Below are 22284 nucleotides of genomic sequence, written 5' to 3'. Positions count from 1 at the left end.
GCCCATCACCCTATTGGGCCGAAGACGTTTCCTCCGTAGTATAGGTACAGTGTTGCGTAGTAGGCTGAGTCTCCTATGTAGACTAGGGATGTTGCCGTGCCCACTGGGGCGTTCTTTATTGATTTCCCGAAGACTATGATTCTATTGCTTAGGTAGAATTGTGGCGATATTCCGTAGGGTATTACGAGGATCTGCGACTTAGGTACACTGCCTGCCTGTCCTTGGGAATTTCTGTAGACGGTGACTATGAGGAACATCGGTGAGCTGGGTACGTTCCAGTAGCACACCGAGCTCTTTTGGCCGCTATTTGGGTTACCATTACCTGGGTATGTAGTTGTGCAGGGCACTGGGTATGATTGTTGGCTATTGCCGTTTGCTGGATTTAGGGTAAAGTTGGTTTCTTGAAATACATATCCATAGACTGATTTGTATATTGCCATTACCCTTAGCCCAAGTGATTTCTTCCCAGTGTTGTTGTAGATGATTTCTAAGCAGGTCGTGTTGAGGGCGCTTGGGTCTATGAAGAGTATTGAGTTCATATTTGTGTTGTTGGGTAGTATCATCACCATCAGTAGTGGTATTGTTATGTTATTCGGCCATATTAAGTAGCCGTGGTCTCCAATCCCGCTTATGCTTGCGTATGCGTCTATGTATATGCTAGATGCGTTACTTATGTATGGGTGGTTCACGGTTAGGTTGCCGGTCGTGCTTGTGCAGCTTAGGGTTGCCATGTTGAAGGTGGCTATTCCGTTATTGTTGGTGGTCTCTGGAGGTGATGTACCCGCGCATATTGCGAAACTAAATTTGTTACCGCTTGTGGTGCTGTAATACATAATTGTGTATGTTATTTGTACTGTTGCGTTGGGTACCGGTTGTTGTGGGTTTGTGTTGAACCTGGTCACTTGTACGGTTACCGTGTTTGTCGATGTGTTGTTTGTTACTATTACGTTGAACACGGGGTATATCATTAGTTTGAAGTCGTAGTTATTGCCTAGGCCCAGCATTTCCTTCACGTTGTTGTAATTGAGGGATGCCTTTGATAGGGTGGTTGGTATTAGTATGAAGTAGTCCGTTATGTATAGGCCTGTAATGTTGAGACTATTTAAGTAACCAAAGAAGCCACTACTTGATTGCGGTACTTGACATATTGCTGTCGTTTCTGATGGTGGTGGTAGTGGGTTTATTCCGTTTTGGTAGTCCCAGTAGGTTAGGGCCAGTACCTTGAATGGGTCTAGGTTGTATGGTTGGTTTGGTTGGGCTAGTCCGAATGCCGCCAGTTGGCTTGCGTTTAGGCCCCAGTTTTGTGGGTTTCCTGGGTTTGTGATTATGTATTGGAGTAATGATTGTGCCATGGCGTTTAATTGGAAGGTGTTTACTTCGGAGCCTGCGGAGTAGGAATAGTTGGGTATTAGGGCTATGAATACTATTATTGCGATTATTATTGCCGGTATTATTATTGCCACCTCGATTGCGCTTGTCTGTCCCTTGGCATTTAATTTGGAATTGAGCATTAATATTAAATTGAATGATAGGTTTTTAAACTTAGCTGAACGTGAGCCACATCGCATCATTAAATCTAAAATTGCTATTTATTGAATGATTTTAACGATACTAAACGCTTTAATAGGGGTTTAATCAATCATCAAATCGATATGGCTAGACAACCATACGTGTTTGAGGAGGTGGAGGTTCCGGAGGGTGTCAAGGTTGATATTAACGGTAGTAAGGTCATTGTTAAGGGTCCATTAGGCACCCTGGAGAGGAACTTCGGAAACATACCGGTTATTATAAGGCCTGCTGATGACTCCATAATTATTGAGTCCTACTTCGCTGGTAGGAGTGAGAAGGCCGTTGTTGGTACCGTGGCTGGCCATATTAGGAATATGATTCTTGGAGTTACGAGGGGCTGGAGGTATAAGCTTAAGATCGTATTCTCCCACTTCCCAATGAATGCCAAGGTTCAGGGCAATCAGTTAATTATTGAGAATTTCATGGGTAGGAGGTCGAAGATAATCCTCAACATACCCAAGGGTGTCAAGGTTTCCACGACTAAGGATGACATAGTCGTGGAAGGTATTGATAAGGAAGTCGTTAGCCAATTTGCGGCAAACATTGAGTTAGCCACTACGTTGAGGGGTGATGAGAGGATTAGCCCGCATGGCCGTGAGGGTGGTCCTGGCGTTCTTGATGGTATTTATGTTTACGCCGTTGAGCACATGAAGTGATTTACTCGAGATATATGCCTGATTTCTCGAGCCTTCTTTCTATTGAGTCTTTATCATCTGCGTAGTAATTAATGGCCCTCCTCAGGTACTCCTTGTCAATACTTACCTTACTCTCTGGGTCCGCTAGAATTTCAGCGATCCTCGACAAAAATTCGTCACCCTCCTCACTGGCCTCCCTGGCCTTCAGGACTAGTAAGTCCTCAAGCCTTATACTCCTTATTTCAAGACCGTTGACCTTAACCTTAACTGCATTCCTTATCATTTCCTCAGGTATATATATGTCGAGTATGTTCTCCATGAGATCAACCCTAATTACCTGGGCATTAACGAGAATTTCGTAGTACATCATGCCATTCATGTCCATGCCCACGTCCCAATCATTCTCCCTGGCAATTTCCTCAAATACCTCGGGCTCCGTTATTGTTGATTTATTTATTATGAAGATATCTATGTCATGTATGTTCCAATCAATTCCGTAAAGTAGGGGTAGCACCGCACTACCAATGAGGATAAAGTCAATACCTCTCTTGTTCAATTCAGAACCCACCTTTACCAATGCCTTCCTTATTAAATCCAAGGTTTCCCTAGATTGATTACTCCCCATGCGTAGACTTTAAATTACCATTTAAATTTAAGTGTTTTGCCAAGTATGTCTGGAGTATCGTTTAAGGCCGTGGGCATAAGGTTCGATTACCTACATGCTGAACGCCTTCAATTAATACCACCCCAAACGCAGGTTGCGTTTAACGTTAACCTCGTCATAGGTCCCAACGCAATAGTCAGAGGTGACATTGTTGAAATACCATTCTCACTAGCCGCAAGCTCGAACCCATCAATAGTTAACATATCGATTAGAGGTGCGTTAATTATCCAGGGCGACCCGAGGCAAGTTGAGGATATTGCTAAATCCGTAAACTCAGGTAAATCTCCACAAATTATTCAAATGATGATTGGGCAATACGTATTCTTCGAAGTAAACCTGCTACTTAAGGAATTGGGTATTCCACCTGCGATGCCTATTGCACCTTTACCACAACAACAAAGGCAGGGTGAGGGTACAACAATGTATGCCTAACCCTGGGCCTGCTGCATTGACTGATACTTCTTAATCGCCTTAGCCGTATATTGAAGTGGGCTCTTAACACCGCATCCAAGGTTTGTCGGACATAGCCCCAGGCTATTCATTTCATGACAGGATGGGGGCATGTAGAACTTACGCCCACCCCTCAACCCAGCTATGTGCTCAACCTGGTACCTAGTCTTCTTCTCGTCAAAGTCAGCCACGGTCTTAAATAAATTAACAACATCCTCAACACAATCCTCAATGGGCTTACCCTCAAGGTCATGACACCTCCTGAGCATGTAAGCAGCCACGGCAAACCTGGCTTGGTGACTTGGATTACCTCCAGACTTAATTTCATTAATTATTGCCTCCATACACGGTGGTGTTAATCCAGTTATTTGAACCTTGACCTTAGTCGTAAACCCAGACCTGTATTCCATAAGTTCCTTCATACCACCGAGTGCGTCGATTAACGGCTTCGTCTCATCAAGATTCTCGTGCGCCTTACTTATTAGCTCAAGAACCTTTTTCTCAACAGCCTCCTCCACAAGCCTAACAAGGTCCTTATACGTCATCAATACCCAACCCTTAAGTAGATACCTATTAACTAGCTTCCAGTAGGGGTCGTTCTTGGGCATAAATCTCAGGTAATCCCAAACCCTAACACCAACGTCAAACGCCAGTGCTAGGCTCTCATCATAAATATCAAGATCTCTAAGTCTCATGACGTTAATACCGAATTCCTTAGCTATGTATATCACGCAGTCAGGATCCTCAAGCGCTAACTTACCAGAAAACCTCTTGCTCTCAACATCCGCGAACCTCCTCCATAGCGACTTATCCAGGTGCGCCGCAAGTACTATGGCTATGTAATGAGCCAGTAATTCATCCTCACCGAGGTCGGGATCATCAGTTATTGAATTTTTCAGGATAGCCTCACTGAGTATTTCGTAAGCCCGCTGAAGTAATTGCCTACCTACTACTGAATTTGCAAGGTCATTAATGTATATCCCCCTCTCACTCGTTATCTCCCTGAACCTAGTAAGCCCCTCCTTACTAAATGGATACTTCACTATGAAACTTACGAAATCATTGAAACACCTAAGCACTAAAGTCACCAAATTAATAATCGCATGTGAATATATAAAGAAAACAAGCTAATGCCCAGTGTATTATTAGGGGCCCTAAGTCACATGCTATGTAGTTTATCCATTATCAATGCCTTACCCAGGTCATGAATACTGCTAATCTTTATGAATAGGCCACCGCCAATCTTCGAAAGTCTCATCAGCAACTCATCATCACTATTCTCGCCAATGGCTATGGTAGATATTGTCGTGCCACTCCTCCTAAGCCTAACGGCCTCTTTAATACACATGCTTGAGTTAACAGTCCTACCATCAGTTACGCAAATCACATGCTTAGAATTACTCCTGGACCTGGTCAATACCTCCCTGGACCTCTCAAGGGCGTTGGCCAAGTTTGTACCACCACCCGCATATACATACTTAAGCATGTAATTCATTTGCTGCCAATACCTCCTAACCTGGTGCAGTCCCCATAGTACGTCAGCCCTGAAGTTAAATAATACCATCGCCAGCCTATCATTTGTCTTTGATAGGAACTGAATGTACTGCGCCACCGCATCCTTGGCAATCTCTATCTTAGGCATGCCATTACTAAGCTCCCTCATACTCCCCGAAACGTCCAGACACAGTACGATATCTATTGTCTTTACATTCGCATACTCCTTAACCACGATGTCCTTATTCGTGAATAATTTATGCATCATGGACTTCCTACTTAGGTTCATAGCCGTCTTCTGCAGGTCGACGTCGAAGTAATTATCGCCGATCTTATACTCCCTAACACTGACCACGTATGTTGGATACTTGTCGATATCCGTGAACCTAACGACCTTCACCTGTCCCATACCACTCATCGCATTCCTAACCACATTCCTCAAAGCCTCAAACATCCTCTCCCCATCCCTACTCCTCCTGAAGTCTGTGGGTAGTAAGCCATAATTCCTGAGGTATGGCTCCATCTTCCTGAGGACCTTAATCTTCTCCATAATGTTTGCGTATGGGTCAATGAACATGTTTATTAATTGAGCCAGGTTCAGGAAATTAACAGTACCAACACCACCGTATAGAATTTCATATATTGTTGATATTATTGAGTCGAGCTTTGCATCCTTGCTATGCTCATTGACATTGGCAATTAATGACCTGCTCATTGGTAACTCCTGACTCTCCTCAGCACTATACTCAGCACCAAATCCACCACCGATATTACCCGCGCCCTTCTCATAATCGCCCCTCTCCATATTCTCACCCTCAGTAACCTCACCAACATTATTAACGTTGAATCCGGCAACCTGCTGTGTTGAAGCCTCCTCAGTCTCCTCCTGCATTCTCTCAACATCCTCAAAGGCCCTTTCAAATGCCTCCTCAAGAACCCTCTTCTTATCATCTGGGTTCGAGGTCTCTACCGATAAGTATAGGTTTTCAATGCCGACCCTAATGACTGTCTCCTTAAACTTATCATAATCAACACCACCCTCAATTATTATCCTCATCATTATGTCATTAGCGGCAGCCTCAAAGCTCCTCACCGAGCCAGGCCTAACAACCCTTGAATCCTCCTGTAAATACTCATAAACCTTGCTAAGCACCCTCGTAATTATTTGTGCTGGGTCAATACTCGTGCTCAAGTCTTAACCCCACTATGGATAATGTGCGCCATATTAAATAACTTACCCATCTAATTACTTATGCCTGTTCATATTAATGCTCATCTCCTTGAATATCTCCTATACATCATCACGGCCTCGTCAAACTTACGTGCAAGGTAATCCTTCTTCTCAGTCTCACTGGCAAAGTTACCACGCACGACATTAACCATGTTACTAATGATCTCCCTCTTCAAGTCATTTAATGAGACCTCCCTACCCTCAAGCCAGGCCCTGGACATGGCCGTGGTAATTGCATAAATCGCAGACCTAATACTTGGACCCACCTCAATATTGCTATCCTGGGCGACTAACGTCATGAATGTCGCCGTAACCTCCGTTAATGCGTCCGGAGCCTTAAGGCCTAGGTGCTCCATGTATAGGCTACTCTTCCAGGAAAGTATTGACTTGAGTAGGTCCTTGTCTGGGTATGGTATCTCCACAACCTTCATCCTATCAGCCAATGCCTCACTAAGCTCGTAAACACCTGAGTACTCAGCTGGGTTCGACGTTGCTATTACGAGGAAGTCACTCCTTATCTTAAAGCCCCTTATAAACACGTAATGCTCCTGCAGGACCTGAAGCAGGGCTGCCTGGCTGTATGGATTTAACCTATTTATCTCATCAAGTATTAATATACCGCCATGAGCCATTACGAGAGGGCCCGGTATGTAAGCCAGTGGATGGTCAAGCCCTGCCTGCAGGGCTACGGCTATATCAATATCTCCCGTTAATTCCGTCGCCGTCATGTGGCTATGGCACGCAACCTCAATGTATGGGGGCTCAGATATATGCAGTATTTCAGCCAGGGTCTCCGCTAATGTGGTTTTCCCTATACCCACGGGACCCATTATTAATACATGCCTACCCACCGCAAGGCTGCTTAGCACGTCCATCGCAATATCATTCAACCCCTTAAGCTCCCTCTCCAACTCCGTGAGTATCTTCTTAACGCCCTTCGTTCTTATCGCATCCGCGATCAATTTATTAACCTGGATCTCCTCCCTCTTAACCAGGTCTGATAACCTCGGTAGTAATGCCATCAATTCCTTGCCTGATGCCATTCAGTACAAACGCAGTTCTTGAGCTTTAAATTTTTAGTGCTACATCGTTTTAACTAATTTGCCTCTGCATGAGGAGAAAGGTATTAATATCCTTAATCAATAACGCCTTAGTCGTTTCGAAAAAGGTGGTTTTAGTGAGGTATGGTTACTCAGATGAGGAAGATCTAAACGAATATGAATTAAAGCGGGAAATAAAGGACCCAAAGCAACGATGGATCGTCAGGATAATAAGATCAATGAAGGACTACTACAAGAAATGCCCGTACTATGACACAAGGTCTGGCGACTGCTTCATATTATTTAATACCGAGGATCATAGGTGCCCAAGGGAGGGTAGGTACGAGGGATGCCCAATACTTGAGGAATTCTTAGCGAGTAGATATGACGAACTTAAGAAAAAAGGTAAGCCAATACCGTACGACTTCAGGGATTTGGCACTGTATTAAGGGGTTATCCTGCATATTCCTAATCCTATTGAGTAATCAAGCTTAAATAATTACGTAATTAATAATTATACCCGTGGAAATACAGTCAGTAGGACCCAATGAATTTCTAAGTATTGATGGCCCAGCGAGTATTAGAATAATTGATGGTAAACTCTACGTGCTAGGTGTTGAGTATGGTCCTGGTAATTCATTCACCGTCATGAGGGGTAGAAGGATAATCGCAAAGTCACTTAGCGAAAGTAAAATAGACGTTGTGCTTGGTCCTGAGGGAAAGATAGAAAAAATAGATGGAACCAACGAGGTAATTGACGCATGGGATAATGCATTATCTACCATACAGCTAAGGAACTCCATTATAGCGGTGCTTGGCGCCATGGATGTGGGAAAAACAACGGTAACAACAATACTCGTTAATAAGGGCGTGAAAGAAGGACTTAAGGTTGGTGTTATTGATGGTGATCCAGGTCAAAATGACGTTGGACCACCGACTACTGTATCAGCATCGGTGGCTACAAACTTCATAACGCATTTAACGCAATTGAGAAATTTAAGGTCAATATTCGTGAAAACGACGAGTATAGAGTATGTGTGGGATTACGTATTGAACGCCATTTCAAAGTTAGTTAACGAACTTAAGTATAATTATAACGTTGATACTATAGTAATAAATACGGATGGTTGGGTCTCGGAACCAGATGCCGTAAAGTTTAAGCTTGAGATGATTAGGCGTGCGAACATAAGTCATGCCATCGTTATTAGGCGTGGCGATGAAGTAAATGAATTACTTAAAGAATTGACTAATGCCATTAAGAATACAATTATATTACCATCACCACCCAATGCCAGGATTAGGGATAGAGATGATAGGAAGATACGGAGAGAAATGGGCTATAGTAAGTACCTAATGCCCTCCAGGGAATTAAGCATTAGCCTTAGGGAAAAGCCCATTGTGAATTTACCATTATTCAACGGGTTAAGGTATGATAGTTATATTACGAAGTTAATTCAAAGGAGTCTCAACATATCAATACATTATGTTGAGCAGTGGGGAGGGGTTGCTGTGGCCATAGGCAATGTTAAGGAATTTCAGGTTAAGAATCTTGGTGATGTTAGCATAGCAATACTACCAATAAATTGGGAGAGAGGTCTACTCGTGGCATTGGAGGATAAGAATAATTATCTGTTATCATTGGGTGTGTTGCAGAAAATATACTATAACACTGGCAAGGCCGTGATATCAATACCCAAGTCCTTTAATAATGAGGACCTGGTCGACCACATTAGGCTTGGTATGATCAGGGTTAATGACAATTATGAGGAGGTTGAGAAGACGCTTTATATTAATAAAATTGAATCACTGCTGTCCTCACAAAATATCCTTAGAAGGTAGTAATTAGGACTAATATTTAATTATTTGGGAAAGGTATTTTTAGGTAAGATTTTATTAATTATTAGTATGGTAAATAAGGTGATTAAGAGGGATGGTTCTGAGGAGGACTTCATAATTGAGAAGGTTATAGTCAGCATACTTAAGACGGGCGCACCGATTGATGTTGCTAGGAGGATTGCCAGGAAGGTTGAGTGTCAGTTCATGGATGTTGATAAGGTCACGGCTAAGGACCTAACTAAGGCTATATTAACTGAGCTTAAGAAGGTTAATGAGGAGTGGTACAGGAATTGGATAGTCTTCGATAGGGCTGTAAAACGTAGACTGACTGAGAAGGAACTTGAATAGCATTCTCGACTCGATAAATGGTCAAAATTCATCATTATTTTTTACTCCTACCCTTTCCCCTCTCCTCTTTTTTCCTTTTCGTAACTTCTCTCTTAGGTCTTAGACTATTTTCATAAATCATATTTATTAGGATGATAAATATTGTTGCGACAATCATAACCATGATGACCCAGGGAATAATACCAAGCATTAATGGCCCCAACGTACCTGATGCATATAACTGATTAATACTTATCGAGCCCGATGGCACAAATGTATAGCCATGCTTAATCAATACTATAAAGTATACCGCTAATCCTATCATTAGACCCGCATAGGCTGCATTTGCGTATTTAACGATACTTCCAAGGTTCATCAGATATATCGCGAATAAACGCTTTTAAAAGTGCTCTCTCCCTCATTAACCGTAGGGATGCGTAGGATCGTTTACCTGGGTAGGCACCTAATGCTTAAGTCGAAATACCTGGATAAGCTGAGTAATGGTAGATTCACGACAATTAGGCTTGGCATCATTAGGCCGAAGTATAGGGAGGTGTTTATCCACAGTGGTGGTATGGTGGTTGCTAAAGCACGCATAGTTAATGTGCTGTATAAGAGGATTTCGGAATTGACAGATGAGGATGCAATCACAGATGGCTTCACCAGCCGTGAAGCATTAATCGATGAGTTAAAGAGCATTTATGGCAGTATTACCAATAATGACTGGGTCACGATACTCACGCTGGAGGTTACTAGAGTAATTGGTCGTAGAGATGATGGTTCAGTTGGGCTTAGCCCCGTCGATATAGCCAGGCTGGCGCTTAGGTATAATGTACCAATGAGTGAGGAAGAGAGGAGGGTACTGCAGGAATTAGTTAATGAAGGGAGTGTTCGTAAGGCGGCGGTTAAGTTATTCAATTCCCTCAGGGGTAGGGTCGTGATTAGAAAGGTTGTTAGAAGGGTGCTTAAGCACCTCATTCGCATGGGTATTATAACGGATTATTGAGTAATGCGTTCTATCCCTATCCTAACCCTCATGTCCTCAATGTCCCAGTCCATGGCGAAGGCACTTGCCGGCACATTACCAACAACGACGTCTACAGCCCTAACCTCATTCGTTATGTAGACCATGAACTCCTTAATGGCCGCCAACAGGTCGTCACTATTCGTATTAACGTATACCCTAATCCTCTCATCAACCTTCAGATTAGCCTTAGCCCTCATTGTCTGTATACGCCTGACAACTTCCCTGGCGAGGGCTTCGTAATAGAGCTTCCTATCCATGACCTTACTGAGGCATATCTCGTAACCCCTTCCCTGAGCCCTAACATACTCATCCTCATTACATTGACCAATCTCACTCACAAGTTCCACCTCCTTAACATTGGCTAAGTACTCAAGCAAGTGCTTCACCTGCCTCAGCATTTCTAGGTTATTGGCATTTTCAACCTTAATTACCGCCCTTGCCAGGGGCCACCTAAGCTTAACCTTTATTCTATTCCTCATCTCCGCTATGTCTGAGAACATGGCAAATAGTAAGTCAAAGGCTCCCTCCAACTTCTCATTTATGTATCCCTCATTCACCTGGGGTAATAACGTTAAGTGCACACTCTCTGCCTCATTCCTCTCAAACTTTCTAACAAAAGCATTCCAAAGATACTCGGTTATATGCGGCACTAAGGCTGAGCCCATTATTAAGGCTCCCTTAATCACGTGGTAAAGTACGGCATACGCTGCATACTTATCCTCCCTGCTCTCCTCGGTCCAGACCCTGCGTCTAATAAGCCTAATATAGCCGTGGCTTAAATCATCAACAACCAGGCTAACCCATTCCCTTGCTGCCATATGAAGCTCCATGCCATTCATATAATTAATGAACCTACGTAACCTACTATAGAACCTACTAAGCAACCACCTATCCTCAATTAACCCCTTACTAATTAAATCCTCAAGCCTATGCACGGCTGGGTCAAACCTGTCAAGGGTCATGTAGGTATCTGCGAATTTAACCACATTCCAAAGTATTGAAAGTATGCTTCTTGTCTCGGCGATCTCGTCTGGGTCAACCGACATTGTATCCCAGGGGGCAGACTTTGTGAGTAGGTAAAGCCTCGTTGGGTCAGCACCCCACTTATTGAATAAGTCCTCGGCCCAAACCACGTTGCCCTTAGACTTACTCATCTTCTGACCATACTTATCAACAACGTGACCACTAATTAATATGGACTTATAGGGCGCCCTGCCCATCCATAGTACTGACGTGACAAGCAGCGAGTAAAACCAACCCCTGGTCTGATCTATTGCCTCTGTAACCCAGTCATACGGATATAACCTATTGAATAACTCCTTATTTCTAAGCCCATCAACACTTGCAATCCAGGCAACACCGCTGTCCATCCACACATCAACAACGAATGGCTCCCTAACCCATTCCTTACAGTCCTCGGTCTCTATCTTCACCATGTCAATCCACGGCCTATGAACAAGCATCTCACTTGGTACATTGGGTATGAACTTAGCGTACTTCCTTAACTCATCCAGCGAACCTATGACGAGGACTTTACTTGGGTCATCCTTACAACGCCAAACAGGTAATGGCGTACCCCAAACCCTACTTCTCGATATCGTCCAATCCCTGGCATTGGCAACCCAGTTATCAAACCTATCCCTCAGGAAGTCCGGGTATATCTTCACCTTCTTAAGCTCCTCAACCAGCTTATCCCTGTATGCTGATACCCTAATGAACCACTGCCTATCAGACCTATAAATCAACGGCGTACCGCACCTCCAACAATGTGGGTACGCATGCACTATCGTCTCGTAATGAAGTAGTAAGCCTCTCTCCTTCAAATCCTTAATTACTTCCTGGGAAACATCAAGCCAATACCTACCCTTAAATTCACCACCATTTTCATTGAATATCCCATTTATCTCCACAGAGTTCGTAATCGGTAGGCCATACTTCTTAGCCGTCTCAAAGTCCTCAGGGCCATGGGCAGGGGCTATGTGGACAAGCCCAGTACCCTCCTCAAGCGTTACAAAGTCCGCAAGAACCACGTAATGAGCTCTCTCAATATGACTTGCATGTATTGGTACCCTCTCCATGTATATATGCCTATACCTAGTCCCAGCTAATTCTGAACCCTTAACAACCCTAACAATTTCATAATCCTTAATTCGGAACTTCTCCATTAACTTAGGCACAAGGGGCTCAGCGAGCCATAGATACTCCGTGGTATTATTAATATTGACTTTAACCAATGCGTAGTTAAAGTTGGGATTAACAGCCACAGCCTCATTATCAATTAGCGTCCAAGGCGTTGTGGTCCAAATAACAAGGTACGTATTGCTTACGCCCTCAACGGGGAATTTAACATATATTGACGGGTCCTCCCTATCCTCATAGCCCTGGTCAACCTCGGCATCACTAAGGGCTGTTTCGCACCTTGGGCAGAATGGTAGCACCCTATAATCCTCAAATAGCAATCCCTTCTCCCAGGCATTCTTCAAGAAGGCCCAAACATGCTCTATGTAGTACGGCTTCCTAGTCTCATAGGCCTTATCAAGGTCTAACCATAGACCAAGTTTCCTCGTACCAACCTCCCTCCACTTCTCAAGGTAGTAATCAACCAATGAGTTACACTCAAGGCTGAATTTATCATAACCAACCTTCTCAATATCCTTCTTAGTCCTAAGCCCAAGCTTCTTCTCAACCTCAATCTCCACCGGCAACCCCTGCTCATCCCAACCACCCTGCGCCCAAACCCTATAACCAAGTAGCCTATGGTACCTAAGGACAACGTCCTTATACGTCCTACCCCTAATATGACCAACATGTGGGAAGCCATTAGTCGTTGGTGGGCCCTCGAGGAATGTATACCACTTATTAACATTTACAGGGCCTTCATGCCACTTACCCTCAATATTCGCCTCATGCCAATACTGCCTAACCACCTCCTCGATCCTTTTTACATCGAATTGAGTCTCCAGGGTGAAGCGTGAATCAATAACGGACACCCACCATAAACTATATTGAGTATTTAAAAATTTCACGCAATGGCACTACCATAGACCTTCAGTAGCTCATTTACGACACCTCCCGCAAGTATCATGAAGGCGCTTAATGGCACACCGACATTTTCAGTCAGTAAGTGAACCAGCGCCTCCGCATAGAAGGCTGCCGTTAATGCTGAGAGCTTTCCAAGGGCATTCACTAACTGGGTCACTGGCTTATTCTCCCTGCTAATTATTGACACAGCTAATGAGCTCAATTGTATTGGTAAGGTTACCAGTGCAGTTACACCCACATTGACGCTAAACAACTTGAGCATGTATATAATCATATTAATCCAATGCTCATTTCTATCAATATCTGTGATAAAATCACGCCAATACTGTTTAATAAATTCTATGCAAGCACCTCCCTTAAAGAAGTCCATATTGACTGTCGACATAGCCGTACAATAAATCTCACCTAACTCATCAGCAATATCAAGTAAATCGTCCCTATATTTATTAAGCACCTCTATGTCAACCGCACCCACCCTATAAGCTACTGGTATCTGCTCAAGTACGTGATTCACAAATACCGTATAATTACCCCTCCTTACCTCATCGAAATATAGCATTTGATGACTACCCATACCATGTTAATTAACATGATTGACTTTATAAGTTCTATTTCTCTTAACTTCGAAAGCGCAGTAATGCCGTATTCAGTATGTCAACAAGCCTATTAAGGCTATTCATATCGACCTCCTGACGCGGGCCAATCGCATTCATGTCCAGTGTCAACGGCGTAAGCGCAATATTACCCTCCTTATGCACAACGTATGTATCCGTGTTCTCCTCAGGCTCAATTAACGAACCAAATAGCCAGTAATACTTACCTCCACGTGGGTCGACCCTAACGTCAATCTTCTCAGAAAACTTAAGCTTTGAAGCCCTAACAAGCTTAACCTTAATGTCCCTGCTAACGGTCCTTGGGAAGTTTATGCTAATTACATCAACGCCCCTGGGCATGCCGTGCTTAAGCACGAACATAGCCGACTCCCTAACCACAGCCCTAAGCACAGGCTCAAGCTCATCATTACCCTCAATCTCATCGCTGCTCTCAACATCGACGGAATACGCAATGGCTGGGATACCAAGCAGTGCCGCTTGAAATGCGGCGCCGAGGGTTCCCGATGATAGTATTACCTGCATTGATGTGTTATCACCAATGTTTATCCCCGAGAGGACAAGGTCAACACTGCCCGTTATTTCCAAGGCCGCTAGATATATCGTGTCAGAGGGCGTACCAGATGTCGCATATACCTTAAAGCCACATAAGTCCATTACTGAGACTCTGAGAGGTTTGTGAAGCGTTATGCCGAGACCGGAGGCTGATTTGGGCGTTTCTGGAGCTACGACATAAACCTCGCCTAGGTCCTTTACGTATTCATACAGCATCCTGAGCCCTGGACTGTATATGCCATCGTCATTCGTTACGAGTATCTTAACCACAATGACTCTTAGGGTATAGGTTTATAAAGGGTTTCGTGCTCACTAGTCAAGGACTGTAAGTCAGGATTTAAGTGGTGGATGAGCCATGAGTAAGGAGGTTGTTGCTCCAGGAGATGTTGTTGGTGTCGCTGAGGAATACCTGCCCGGGGAGAATGTTGAGGTTGATGCAGATGGTAAATTAAGGGCTCAGGTCATGGGGGTAGTCATACGCAATGATAAGGATCACATAATCAGCGTTAAACCCATAAGGAGTAGTAATTTGTTGTTGAGGGTGAACGATATTGTTTATGGTAAGGTTGTGGCGATACCAAATGATAGGGTTGTCATTGTGAAGATAATTGGTGTTGAGAATAATGGCAATAAGACATTACTAAAGGATGATGTGACAGGTATAGTACCTCCATCTCAATTATTAAATGGTAAACCAGGTAGCGCCAGCGAGGTTCTTGGCATTGGCGATATAATTAGGGCTAGGGTAATATCGAAGGACCCGCCGTACACGTTGACTCTAAGGGATGCGCAGCTCGGTGTGGTTTATGCGAGATGCCCTAGGTGTGGTCATCCATTAAAGTGGAGGAGTGGGGAGTTGCTTCAATGTCCTAATTGTGGTGCCGTTGTTAGGCGTAAGGTTAGTCTTGTTGAGTATTGGGCTTGATCAGTCGTAATACCATTCTTCACTGTTCAGGGGTCGAGGTGGTCATCACCGTATTAAATGCGTTGAGGTAGGTATTAAAAACTTCCTTAGTTAATGAATTTATGGTGATGATGACTGGTATTTCTGAATAATGAGGAGTGGCACCAGAGCTGACTTCGCAGTAAAGCTTAATATGAATGGGTTCTACACAAGCCCTTGTGAAATTCTCAATAGACAATAAGCTCAGAGGTAAGGTCTTTGTCGGTGTAGGCATTGTACATAATGTGAGGAATGGCGAGTACCCAAGCGAGTTGTTGACGGTTATTAATGATACTGTTAAGGAGGTTAGATCGAAGTATAGCCTTGACAGTCTCAAGGATGACCCAATCATTAGACGTTACAGGGATTTCTATTGGCATGAGCTTGGTATAGACCCGACAAAGCAGAGGCCTGCCCAGGAGGCGTTGCTTAGGAGGGTTCTTAGGGGTGAGGATTTGCCAAGGATTAATCCGATGGTTGATATTGGTAATGCGGCGAGTATAAAGTACCTCGTGCCCATTGGGCTTTATGACATCGATAGTTTTGGTGGTAGAGACCTGGTCATTCGTTATGCCAGGGATGGCGAGGTCTTTAACCCAATCGGCTCACCACGGAAATCCTTAACCAGCAACCAGATCATACTCTCGACAATGGATGGCTTAATACTGCATGTGTATCCCTATAGGGATTCCGAGACCACCAAGATAAGGCCTGAGACGAGGAATGTCTTAATCGTAACTGCTGGAGTGCCTGGCATCGATGAAGATAGGCTAATTAATTCCGCCCAATTTATAATTGACCTGGCGGTTAAGTACCTGGGAGGAAACGCCCACGTTAATCCTACAGTGGTTAGGGATGAAAGGGATATAAACGCGTGATGGGTTACGATTTTGACTCTGTTTAGGGCCAACGATCACTTAGTCTCATTTAGTAGTGCTGGGTCTGGTTCATAGAACTCCCTTAGGTCTGGGATTAAGTCGCTCATCCTCCTAAGCGTATTCACCACATCCGTTGCGGTGAAGTCTCTGCCGTATATCTCAAATAAGCCCTTTGGCCAGTTATAGCCAAGCTTTAGTGCCTTGTCTATATCACCCCTGGTGCATATACCCAGCCTCTCCATTCTTAGTGATTCGTTGACCATGGGCGCCAGCAGGTCCAGTAAATTCACCTTGTCGGCCAATTCCCTCGGTATATCCGGCCTAACCCACCTGCCCGGCTCCGGGTATTCATAGAACCCCTTCCCAGTCCTTATGCCTATCCTACCCTCTCTGTACATTTTCTCAATTAGGCTGAACACAAATGTTCTTGCCTTAGCCAGCCCCTTGGATGGCTCGGTCTCAGGCGCCACCCTATCTATCTCCTCAAATAGGTTCCTACTCTCATAACTCAGCTTTATTCCCCCGGTGAAGTCCGTGAGTGCGAAGACGCCCATAGGGAGCCCAAGCCTATAGATCAACGCCGAGTCCATCGCCCTATAGTCATAGATGCCCCGCATATATAGTATGAAGGCTTGCGTACTCAGTACACCAAACACCCTATTGGCTATGAAACCCCTTACATCGCGCCTAACGAGAATAGGCTCCTTACCAACCCTCCTTGCCAGGTCCATGAGTGCGCCGGCCGTCTCATCACTGGTATCCCTGCCCTTTATAACCTCCACAAGCCTCATGAGAACCGGCGGATTAAACCAGTGGAAGCCCGCGAATCTACCCTTATACTGAAGCACCGATTGCAAGTAGGTTATTGGTATACCGCTTGTGTTGCTCGCTATTATTACGTCCTTACCGACGTAACCCTCCAACTCCCTATATACTTGGTGCTTAACCTTTGGATCCTCGAACACAGCCTCAATTACCAAATCAACATCCCTGGCCGCATTACCCAGATTATCAAACACATGAATCCTCTTCATGACGGTATCAACGTCCTCACGAAGAGAGCCCTTTTCACGTAGCTTACCAAGGCTCCACCTAATACCCTCAAGGCTCCTGGGTATTACGTCCCTGTAGGCATCATAGACATTTACCTCAAAGCCATTCATGGCAAAGACCTCGGCTATACCGCTCCCCATGGTCCCAAATCCAACTATGAGAATTCTCTCGACCATATAATCAGTAGAAGTACCCGTAAATGTAAATATTAGGTGTATTTTTACTCTTAATATATTTTCATATATAATAAATGTATTGCTATTTAATAATTTGTAAAGTATATATTACCATCCCTCCTAACAACCCTGACCCTAGCCCCTATCTTCAGCGCATTCAAATCACCAACGTAATTCGCCTTAACCTTGGCTCCATCGAGGTCTGCGAGAACGACTACTGTCCTTGTTGGCAATCCTCTCTCTATTATTGTGTATGAGTAGATGGTGCCCTCGCCGTAGCCAATAACTTCTAGATTCGTTGAGCCGCACCTGGGGCACCTGGTCCTTGGCATGTGGAACTTATAGCCGCATGCCCTGCACCGTGTTATTGGCACTAACCCATTTTCATAGATTCTATTGTACTCCTTCAGTAATTCTTCGAGCTCCATACTAAACACCAAGGACCAAGGTTGTTGAATGATTAAGTATGCCGCCAATTGCATTAACAAGTGCCCTACGGGCTCCCTTAACCTGCCTCTCACCGGCCATGCCAGACAGCTGGATTAATGCCTCAGTGAGTATCACGCCGCCACTCATGTACGCTGGTTGCCCAGTGTTTAGGGAACCACCATTAACGTTTATTGGGTATGTTGACGACGGCGAGAAATCATGATACTCTGCGAACCGCCAACCCAAGCCCTTTTCGGCCAAGCCAATACCCTCTAGCTCCAGCACGACCATTATTGTGTATGCGTCGTAAAGCATGAATAGGTCAATATCGTTTATGCCAATGTTGGCCTCGCTAAGCGCCTTGCCTGCGCTTATTGGGATAACTGTATTCAATATGTCATCCCTATCAAAGAGTGGGCTTGGATCGTGGGCCTCGCCATAGCCAAGGATAGAGATGGGCGTGATCTTCGACTTCCCAGCCAAGCTCTCATTAACGATTAGGAAAGTCGACATACCATCCACAGGCATCACAACCTCCAGTAGCCTCAGTGGATAACTCACCATTGGTGAGTTCAATACATCGGCAACGCTTATCGGCTCCCTGAATATTGCATCCTTATTATACCTAGCATTGGCCCTCTCTCTAACTGCGATCATTGCCCTGCCCTCATCAGTGGCGTTATACACGTGTGAGTACCTCAGTGCCACCATGGCGTAGTCACTGGTTGGTAAGAACTCAATAACCCTGTGGGTACTTACGTAGTTCCTAGCCACAAGACCCTCATCAATGCCCCTCCTCCTAAATACGCTACTCTTGCCACCGCCAATTACCAGGACAGCCCTCGCAAGCCCATTCTCCACTGCCTTAACGGCCCGATAAACAAGGGCATTGAATGAGGCACCGCCAAACTCAGCCACGTCAATGTACCTAAGCCTCCCAATGCCCAGGTAATTGGCGACTTGGTTAGCGAGCATTATCCTGATCGGCCTTTCATCAACCGCGGTGGTGTGAACAATGCCCAACCCGTCCACCTCATCAATACTGATACCACCCATCTCAAGCGTCCTTTGTACGGTCTCGCCAATCAATTCAAAGAAGCTTCTCCTGCTCTCCTTCTCAATTACCTGGTGAAAGCCCGTTATGTATGCCTTTCTCATAAATTACCCTGATTAATAGGAATAAATTTATTTTTAATTCTTAATGAGAATAATTATTTTCATTACTTAATCAATACATCTCTATATCTATCCCTAAGCACCTTCTTATCGATCTTGGCCGCGCCGGTCTTTGGAAGCTCATCAACGAATATCACCTTGTCAGGCACCCACCACTTCGGTATAACGCCCTCATCAACGAACGTCCTCACGTGATTTATGATATCCTCCTCCTTAACCCTGCCCTTGAATTCTGGCCTCAGCACGACAATGGCCACGGGCCTCTCACCCCACTTCTCATGCGTAGCGCCTATGACTGCCACCTCCGCAACCGCTGGGTGGAGTGATATTAAGCTCTCAAGTTTAAGGCTTGATATCCACTCACCGCCACTCTTGATAACGTCCTTAGCCCTATCTACAATGTATATGAACCCCCTCTCATCCCACGTTGCCAAGTCCCCGGTGTGGAACCAACCATCCTTGAAGGCAGCCCTTGTTTTCTCTGGGTCTCCGTAATAGCCCAGGGTTATCCAGGGAGCCCTCAGCACCAGCTCGCCCACGGTTTTTCCATCCTTAGGCACATCCCTACCCTCCTCATCAACCACCCTGGCCTGGACAAATGGTAGGGGCTTTCCAATGCTGTTGACCACTAATTCCTGTAGTTCCTCCTCGCTTAGGTTCATTATTAGGTCCGGCGACAGTGTAGGCGCTATAACAACCGGTGCCGTCTCCGTCAATCCGTAACCATTAGTCAATATCACGCCCCTCTTCCTGGCCTCCTCAATTAACCCCTTGGTAGCCGCCGCACCACCAAGACTCCATAGGAACCCCCTTAGGTCCACGTCCTTGAGCTCAGGACTGTTCAACATTAGGTACAACATTGTTGGCACGCCACCCGCATTCTTTACCTTCTCCTCCTTAATCAACCTAATAATATGGTTCCACTCATACCTACCCGGCAGTACTATCTTCGGTGTACCGCCCATGATGTTATAGTACGGCGCTCCCCAACCGAGCACGTGGTAGAATGGTACAAGGAGAAGCGATGGCTCACCGAGTGGGTTATAGGCATTCCTAGTGAACCTTAGGTAATGCGCTGGGTACCAATTCCACACTGCGATTATTAATACGGCGATTGCATGCAGTACTATCTCCCTATGCCTAAATATCGTTGCCTTGGGCAACCCTGTGGTGCCTGAGGTGTACATCATCACCATGACAGTCCTCTCATCAAGCTCCTCCGGGTAGTTGAATTCCCTGGCCTCCTTCATTAACTCCTCATAATCGTATACCTCAGCATTGCTAATGCGCTCAATCTTTATCGGCTCCTCACCATCATGCATAACGACTATTTTCCTTAGGTACTCAAGCTTTGGGGCTATCGCCTTTATCAATGGTAGGAAGTCAGCATTTACAAAGGCTACCTCGTCCCTGGACTTATTCATCACGTAGATGATCTCCTCAGGCGCCAACCTAATGTTAACTGGTTGGAGCACTGCACCGTACATGGGCACTGCATATAGCAATTCAAGGAATCTATGCGTGTTCCAATCAAATATGGCAACCCTCGTACCCATTCTCCTTGGGTCACCACTAATTACGCCGAGTTCCTTAAGGACCCAACCAAGCCTGTTAACCCTTTCATTAAATTCTTTAAATGTGAAGTGGAGCCTACGGCCATTTGGAGGCCAATAAACAATTTCATTATTGGGAAATAGCGTTATGCCTGTCTTGAGTATTTTGTCAATAGTTAATTGGTAGCCAGGTATAATTTCATTAAAGACTTCTTCTTCTGTATTATACTTATGTTGTTGCTGGATCTGCTCATTCATTGAATTTATTATAAATAAAAATTATTTAAGTTTTTCTCGAAAGTACATATTATTGATTCGTTTATTATTGATTATGAATTGATAGATATATTACTATAAAACCATGCTGTGGATATTGATGGTATGATCGCTTTACATTATTATGATTAATGATGAGGTAATGTTTATTAAGAGTCAATTAACTAATAACTAATAATGTTATATGTCTGAGTCGGAACTCGAGAGGTTTAGGGATTACGTTAAGGATTGGTTTATTAAGAATGCTCCTCCTGAGATGAGGATTAGGCGTGGTGGTATTGGTTGGTACTATGAGGACCCTAGGTTCATTGATGCCGCCGTTAGGTGGCACAGGACATTATATAATGCCGGCTTAGTCGGCATAAGTTGGCCTAAGGAGTATGGTGGGTATGGCGATGACGTAAGGAAGGAGTTAGTAGTTAGGGATGTGGCGCTTAGTCTCGGTATTGTCTACCCCGGCTGTCCAGGAATTGGCTTATCCGTGGCGGGCCCCGCCATTCTGTTTCATGGCAGTGAAGAGCAGAAAAGGAGGTATTTAAGGAGGATATTGACTTGTGAGGATGTCTGGGCCCAGGGCTTCTCCGAGCCGTGCTGCGGCTCGGACTTGGCGGCAATAACCACCAAGGCTGAGGATAGGGGTGATTACTTTGTACTGAATGGTAGGAAGGTCTGGAGTAGCGACTTCCACTTGGCTAATTACTACCTAGTGCTCGCTAGGACTGGCTCACCTGAGGAAAGGCATAAGGGCTTAACGATGTTTATCGTAGACACCAGGTCTGAGGGGATTACCTATAGACCGATAAAGCAGATTAACGGCAGGCCTGGATTTAGTGAGGTCTTCCTAGATAATGTTAAGGTTCCCAAGGATAACGTGGTTGGTAAAGTTGGTGATGGCTGGAGGGTTGCCATGACTACCCTGAACTTCGAGAGACTGAACATAGGCGGCGCCTTCGCCTACGCCGCAGCAAGTGCCGCTAGGCACCTGGTGGAGGTGAGGCGCGATGCGGATACGTTGGCGCTCCTCGAGGAGGCGCTGGCAGTTAAGGAGCTTTATGATAGAATGCTCATGCTCGCACTGAGGGGTGAGATGGTAGGGCCCGAGGCTGCTTCAATAAAGTTGTTGGCGTCCGAGGTTCTCGAGAAGATATACATAGCGGCGGTGTCGAAGCTGGGTCCCGAGGCTCTTGCTGAGGGTGATTTATTCGAGTGGTCTTTTGGGTATATAGATAGTAAGGGCTATACAATACTCTCCGGCACTTCTGAAATCCTGCGTAACCTCCTTGGAGAGCTCGTGCTTGGGCTTCCAAAGGGTGTTTAGT

Annotated in this window: 22 protein-coding genes; 9 read left to right on the top strand and 13 right to left on the bottom strand. The window is 44.9% G+C overall.

Annotated elements, in window-relative coordinates; translation table 11 throughout:
* Positions 1 to 5 precede the first annotated feature (5 nt).
* The gene (locus tag VDIS_RS06360; RefSeq protein WP_013336409.1) at positions 6 to 1511 is read right to left on the bottom strand and encodes a hypothetical protein; all 1506 of its coding nucleotides are present in this window, start codon (positions 1509 to 1511) and stop codon (positions 6 to 8) included.
* A 141-nt stretch (positions 1512 to 1652) separates the two neighbouring features.
* On the opposite strand from VDIS_RS06360, the gene VDIS_RS06355 reads away from it, so the two are divergent.
* Positions 1653 to 2225, top strand: coding sequence for a 50S ribosomal protein L6 (locus VDIS_RS06355; RefSeq protein ID WP_013336408.1), 573 nt, complete (start codon positions 1653 to 1655; stop codon positions 2223 to 2225).
* Between the two features lies 1 nt (position 2226).
* Here VDIS_RS06355 and VDIS_RS06350 read toward each other — a convergent pair whose 3' ends face one another.
* Positions 2227 to 2829 (bottom strand): nucleotidyltransferase, encoded by a 603-nt coding sequence (locus VDIS_RS06350; RefSeq protein ID WP_013336407.1) that lies wholly within the window; start codon positions 2827 to 2829, stop codon positions 2227 to 2229.
* Between the two features lie 45 nt (positions 2830 to 2874).
* Here VDIS_RS06350 and VDIS_RS06345 point away from each other — a divergent pair, with 45 nt between their 5' ends.
* The gene (locus VDIS_RS06345; RefSeq protein ID WP_013336406.1) at positions 2875 to 3300 is read left to right on the top strand and encodes a hypothetical protein; all 426 of its coding nucleotides are present in this window, start codon (positions 2875 to 2877) and stop codon (positions 3298 to 3300) included.
* On the opposite strand, the gene VDIS_RS06340 is transcribed toward VDIS_RS06345, so the two are convergent.
* The 3 genes from VDIS_RS06340 to VDIS_RS06330 form a co-directional block, all read right to left on the bottom strand.
* A complete protein-coding gene (locus tag VDIS_RS06340) occupies positions 3297 to 4397 on the bottom strand; it encodes a DNA primase (RefSeq protein ID WP_148678269.1) in 1101 nt (366 codons plus the stop codon). The genes VDIS_RS06345 and VDIS_RS06340 overlap by 4 nt on opposite strands.
* 80 nt (positions 4398 to 4477) lie before the next feature.
* Positions 4478 to 6004: a vWA domain-containing protein gene (locus tag VDIS_RS06335; RefSeq protein ID WP_245522466.1), complete on the bottom strand. Its 1527-nt coding sequence runs from the start codon at positions 6002 to 6004 to the stop codon at positions 4478 to 4480.
* Positions 6005 to 6084: 80 nt separating this feature from the next.
* A complete protein-coding gene (locus VDIS_RS06330; protein ID WP_013336403.1) occupies positions 6085 to 7086 on the bottom strand; it encodes an AAA family ATPase in 1002 nt (333 codons plus the stop codon).
* 134 nt (positions 7087 to 7220) lie between these two features.
* On the opposite strand from VDIS_RS06330, the gene VDIS_RS06325 reads away from it, so the two are divergent.
* From VDIS_RS06325 to VDIS_RS06315, 3 genes are all read left to right on the top strand, one after another.
* Positions 7221 to 7532, top strand: coding sequence for a hypothetical protein (locus VDIS_RS06325; protein WP_148678268.1), 312 nt, complete (start codon positions 7221 to 7223; stop codon positions 7530 to 7532).
* A 73-nt stretch (positions 7533 to 7605) separates the two neighbouring features.
* Positions 7606 to 8922, top strand: a complete 1317-nt coding sequence (locus VDIS_RS06320) for a Clp1/GlmU family protein (RefSeq protein ID WP_013336401.1) — start codon at positions 7606 to 7608, stop codon at positions 8920 to 8922.
* A 66-nt stretch (positions 8923 to 8988) separates the two neighbouring features.
* A complete protein-coding gene (locus VDIS_RS06315; protein ID WP_013336400.1) occupies positions 8989 to 9267 on the top strand; it encodes an ATP cone domain-containing protein in 279 nt (92 codons plus the stop codon).
* A gap of 34 nt (positions 9268 to 9301) precedes the next feature.
* On the opposite strand, the gene VDIS_RS06310 is transcribed toward VDIS_RS06315, so the two are convergent.
* The gene (locus tag VDIS_RS06310) at positions 9302 to 9622 is read right to left on the bottom strand and encodes a hypothetical protein (protein ID WP_013336399.1); all 321 of its coding nucleotides are present in this window, start codon (positions 9620 to 9622) and stop codon (positions 9302 to 9304) included.
* A 57-nt stretch (positions 9623 to 9679) separates the two neighbouring features.
* Between VDIS_RS06310 and VDIS_RS06305 the strand changes: the two genes are divergently transcribed.
* Positions 9680 to 10252: an ASCH domain-containing protein gene (locus VDIS_RS06305; RefSeq protein ID WP_013336398.1), complete on the top strand. Its 573-nt coding sequence runs from the start codon at positions 9680 to 9682 to the stop codon at positions 10250 to 10252.
* Here the strand turns inward: VDIS_RS06305 and ileS are convergent.
* The 3 genes from ileS to surE are packed head-to-tail and all read right to left on the bottom strand — an operon-like array spanning position 10246 to position 14751.
* A complete protein-coding gene (gene ileS / locus VDIS_RS06300; RefSeq protein ID WP_013336397.1) occupies positions 10246 to 13263 on the bottom strand; it encodes an isoleucine--tRNA ligase in 3018 nt (1005 codons plus the stop codon). The two genes, VDIS_RS06305 and ileS, sit on opposite strands and share 7 nt — an antisense overlap.
* A gap of 32 nt (positions 13264 to 13295) precedes the next feature.
* Positions 13296 to 13889: a hypothetical protein gene (locus VDIS_RS06295; protein ID WP_013336396.1), complete on the bottom strand. Its 594-nt coding sequence runs from the start codon at positions 13887 to 13889 to the stop codon at positions 13296 to 13298.
* Positions 13890 to 13932: 43 nt separating this feature from the next.
* Positions 13933 to 14751: a 5'/3'-nucleotidase SurE gene (surE, locus tag VDIS_RS06290; protein WP_013336395.1), complete on the bottom strand. Its 819-nt coding sequence runs from the start codon at positions 14749 to 14751 to the stop codon at positions 13933 to 13935.
* Between the two features lie 85 nt (positions 14752 to 14836).
* On the opposite strand from surE, the gene VDIS_RS06285 reads away from it, so the two are divergent.
* Positions 14837 to 15406: an exosome complex RNA-binding protein Csl4 gene (locus tag VDIS_RS06285; RefSeq protein ID WP_013336394.1), complete on the top strand. Its 570-nt coding sequence runs from the start codon at positions 14837 to 14839 to the stop codon at positions 15404 to 15406.
* A gap of 176 nt (positions 15407 to 15582) precedes the next feature.
* Positions 15583 to 16302: a B3/B4 domain-containing protein gene (locus VDIS_RS06280; protein ID WP_052885784.1), complete on the top strand. Its 720-nt coding sequence runs from the start codon at positions 15583 to 15585 to the stop codon at positions 16300 to 16302.
* A 35-nt stretch (positions 16303 to 16337) separates the two neighbouring features.
* Here VDIS_RS06280 and VDIS_RS06275 read toward each other — a convergent pair whose 3' ends face one another.
* The 4 genes from VDIS_RS06275 to VDIS_RS06260 form a co-directional block, all read right to left on the bottom strand.
* On the bottom strand, positions 16338 to 17531 hold the full coding sequence (locus VDIS_RS06275) for a 3-hydroxyacyl-CoA dehydrogenase (RefSeq protein ID WP_013336392.1): 1194 nt from the start codon (positions 17529 to 17531) through the stop codon (positions 16338 to 16340).
* 86 nt (positions 17532 to 17617) lie between these two features.
* Entirely contained in the window at positions 17618 to 17959 is a 342-nt protein-coding gene (locus VDIS_RS06270; protein ID WP_013336391.1) for a Zn-ribbon domain-containing OB-fold protein, read from the bottom strand.
* Between the two features lies 1 nt (position 17960).
* Positions 17961 to 19118: a thiolase family protein gene (locus VDIS_RS06265; protein WP_013336390.1), complete on the bottom strand. Its 1158-nt coding sequence runs from the start codon at positions 19116 to 19118 to the stop codon at positions 17961 to 17963.
* A gap of 62 nt (positions 19119 to 19180) precedes the next feature.
* On the bottom strand, positions 19181 to 20947 hold the full coding sequence (locus tag VDIS_RS06260) for a long-chain-fatty-acid--CoA ligase (RefSeq protein ID WP_013336389.1): 1767 nt from the start codon (positions 20945 to 20947) through the stop codon (positions 19181 to 19183).
* Positions 20948 to 21149: 202 nt separating this feature from the next.
* Here VDIS_RS06260 and VDIS_RS06255 point away from each other — a divergent pair, with 202 nt between their 5' ends.
* Positions 21150 to 22283, top strand: coding sequence for an acyl-CoA dehydrogenase family protein (locus VDIS_RS06255; protein WP_013336388.1), 1134 nt, complete (start codon positions 21150 to 21152; stop codon positions 22281 to 22283).
* Position 22284: the final 1 nt, after the last annotated feature.

It is taken from the genome of Vulcanisaeta distributa DSM 14429 (genome assembly GCF_000148385.1).
GTDB lineage: Archaea > Thermoproteota > Thermoprotei > Thermoproteales > Thermocladiaceae > Vulcanisaeta > Vulcanisaeta distributa.
This window is presented reverse-complemented; position numbering and strand designations above follow the sequence as displayed.

Bases quoted from the DNA above. Each gene is read 5' to 3' on its own strand.
- VDIS_RS06360 (WP_013336409.1), bottom strand. From the start codon at position 1,511: ATGCTCAATTCCAAATTAAATGCCAAGGGACAGACAAGCGCAATCGAG.
- VDIS_RS06355 (WP_013336408.1), top strand. From the start codon at position 1,653: ATGGCTAGACAACCATACGTGTTTGAGGAGGTGGAGGTTCCGGAGGGT.
- VDIS_RS06350 (WP_013336407.1), bottom strand. From the start codon at position 2,829: ATGGGGAGTAATCAATCTAGGGAAACCTTGGATTTAATAAGGAAGGCA.
- VDIS_RS06345 (WP_013336406.1), top strand. From the start codon at position 2,875: ATGTCTGGAGTATCGTTTAAGGCCGTGGGCATAAGGTTCGATTACCTA.
- VDIS_RS06330 (WP_013336403.1), bottom strand. From the start codon at position 7,086: ATGGCATCAGGCAAGGAATTGATGGCATTACTACCGAGGTTATCAGAC.
- VDIS_RS06315 (WP_013336400.1), top strand. From the start codon at position 8,989: ATGGTAAATAAGGTGATTAAGAGGGATGGTTCTGAGGAGGACTTCATA.
- VDIS_RS06310 (WP_013336399.1), bottom strand. From the start codon at position 9,622: ATGAACCTTGGAAGTATCGTTAAATACGCAAATGCAGCCTATGCGGGT.
- VDIS_RS06305 (WP_013336398.1), top strand. From the start codon at position 9,680: ATGCGTAGGATCGTTTACCTGGGTAGGCACCTAATGCTTAAGTCGAAA.
- VDIS_RS06295 (WP_013336396.1), bottom strand. From the start codon at position 13,889: ATGGGTAGTCATCAAATGCTATATTTCGATGAGGTAAGGAGGGGTAAT.
- VDIS_RS06285 (WP_013336394.1), top strand. From the start codon at position 14,837: ATGAGTAAGGAGGTTGTTGCTCCAGGAGATGTTGTTGGTGTCGCTGAG.
- VDIS_RS06280 (WP_052885784.1), top strand. From the start codon at position 15,583: ATGGGTTCTACACAAGCCCTTGTGAAATTCTCAATAGACAATAAGCTC.
- VDIS_RS06275 (WP_013336392.1), bottom strand. From the start codon at position 17,531: ATGGTCGAGAGAATTCTCATAGTTGGATTTGGGACCATGGGGAGCGGT.
- VDIS_RS06270 (WP_013336391.1), bottom strand. From the start codon at position 17,959: ATGGAGCTCGAAGAATTACTGAAGGAGTACAATAGAATCTATGAAAAT.
- VDIS_RS06265 (WP_013336390.1), bottom strand. From the start codon at position 19,118: ATGAGAAAGGCATACATAACGGGCTTTCACCAGGTAATTGAGAAGGAG.
- VDIS_RS06260 (WP_013336389.1), bottom strand. From the start codon at position 20,947: ATGAATGAGCAGATCCAGCAACAACATAAGTATAATACAGAAGAAGAA.
- VDIS_RS06255 (WP_013336388.1), top strand. From the start codon at position 21,150: ATGTCTGAGTCGGAACTCGAGAGGTTTAGGGATTACGTTAAGGATTGG.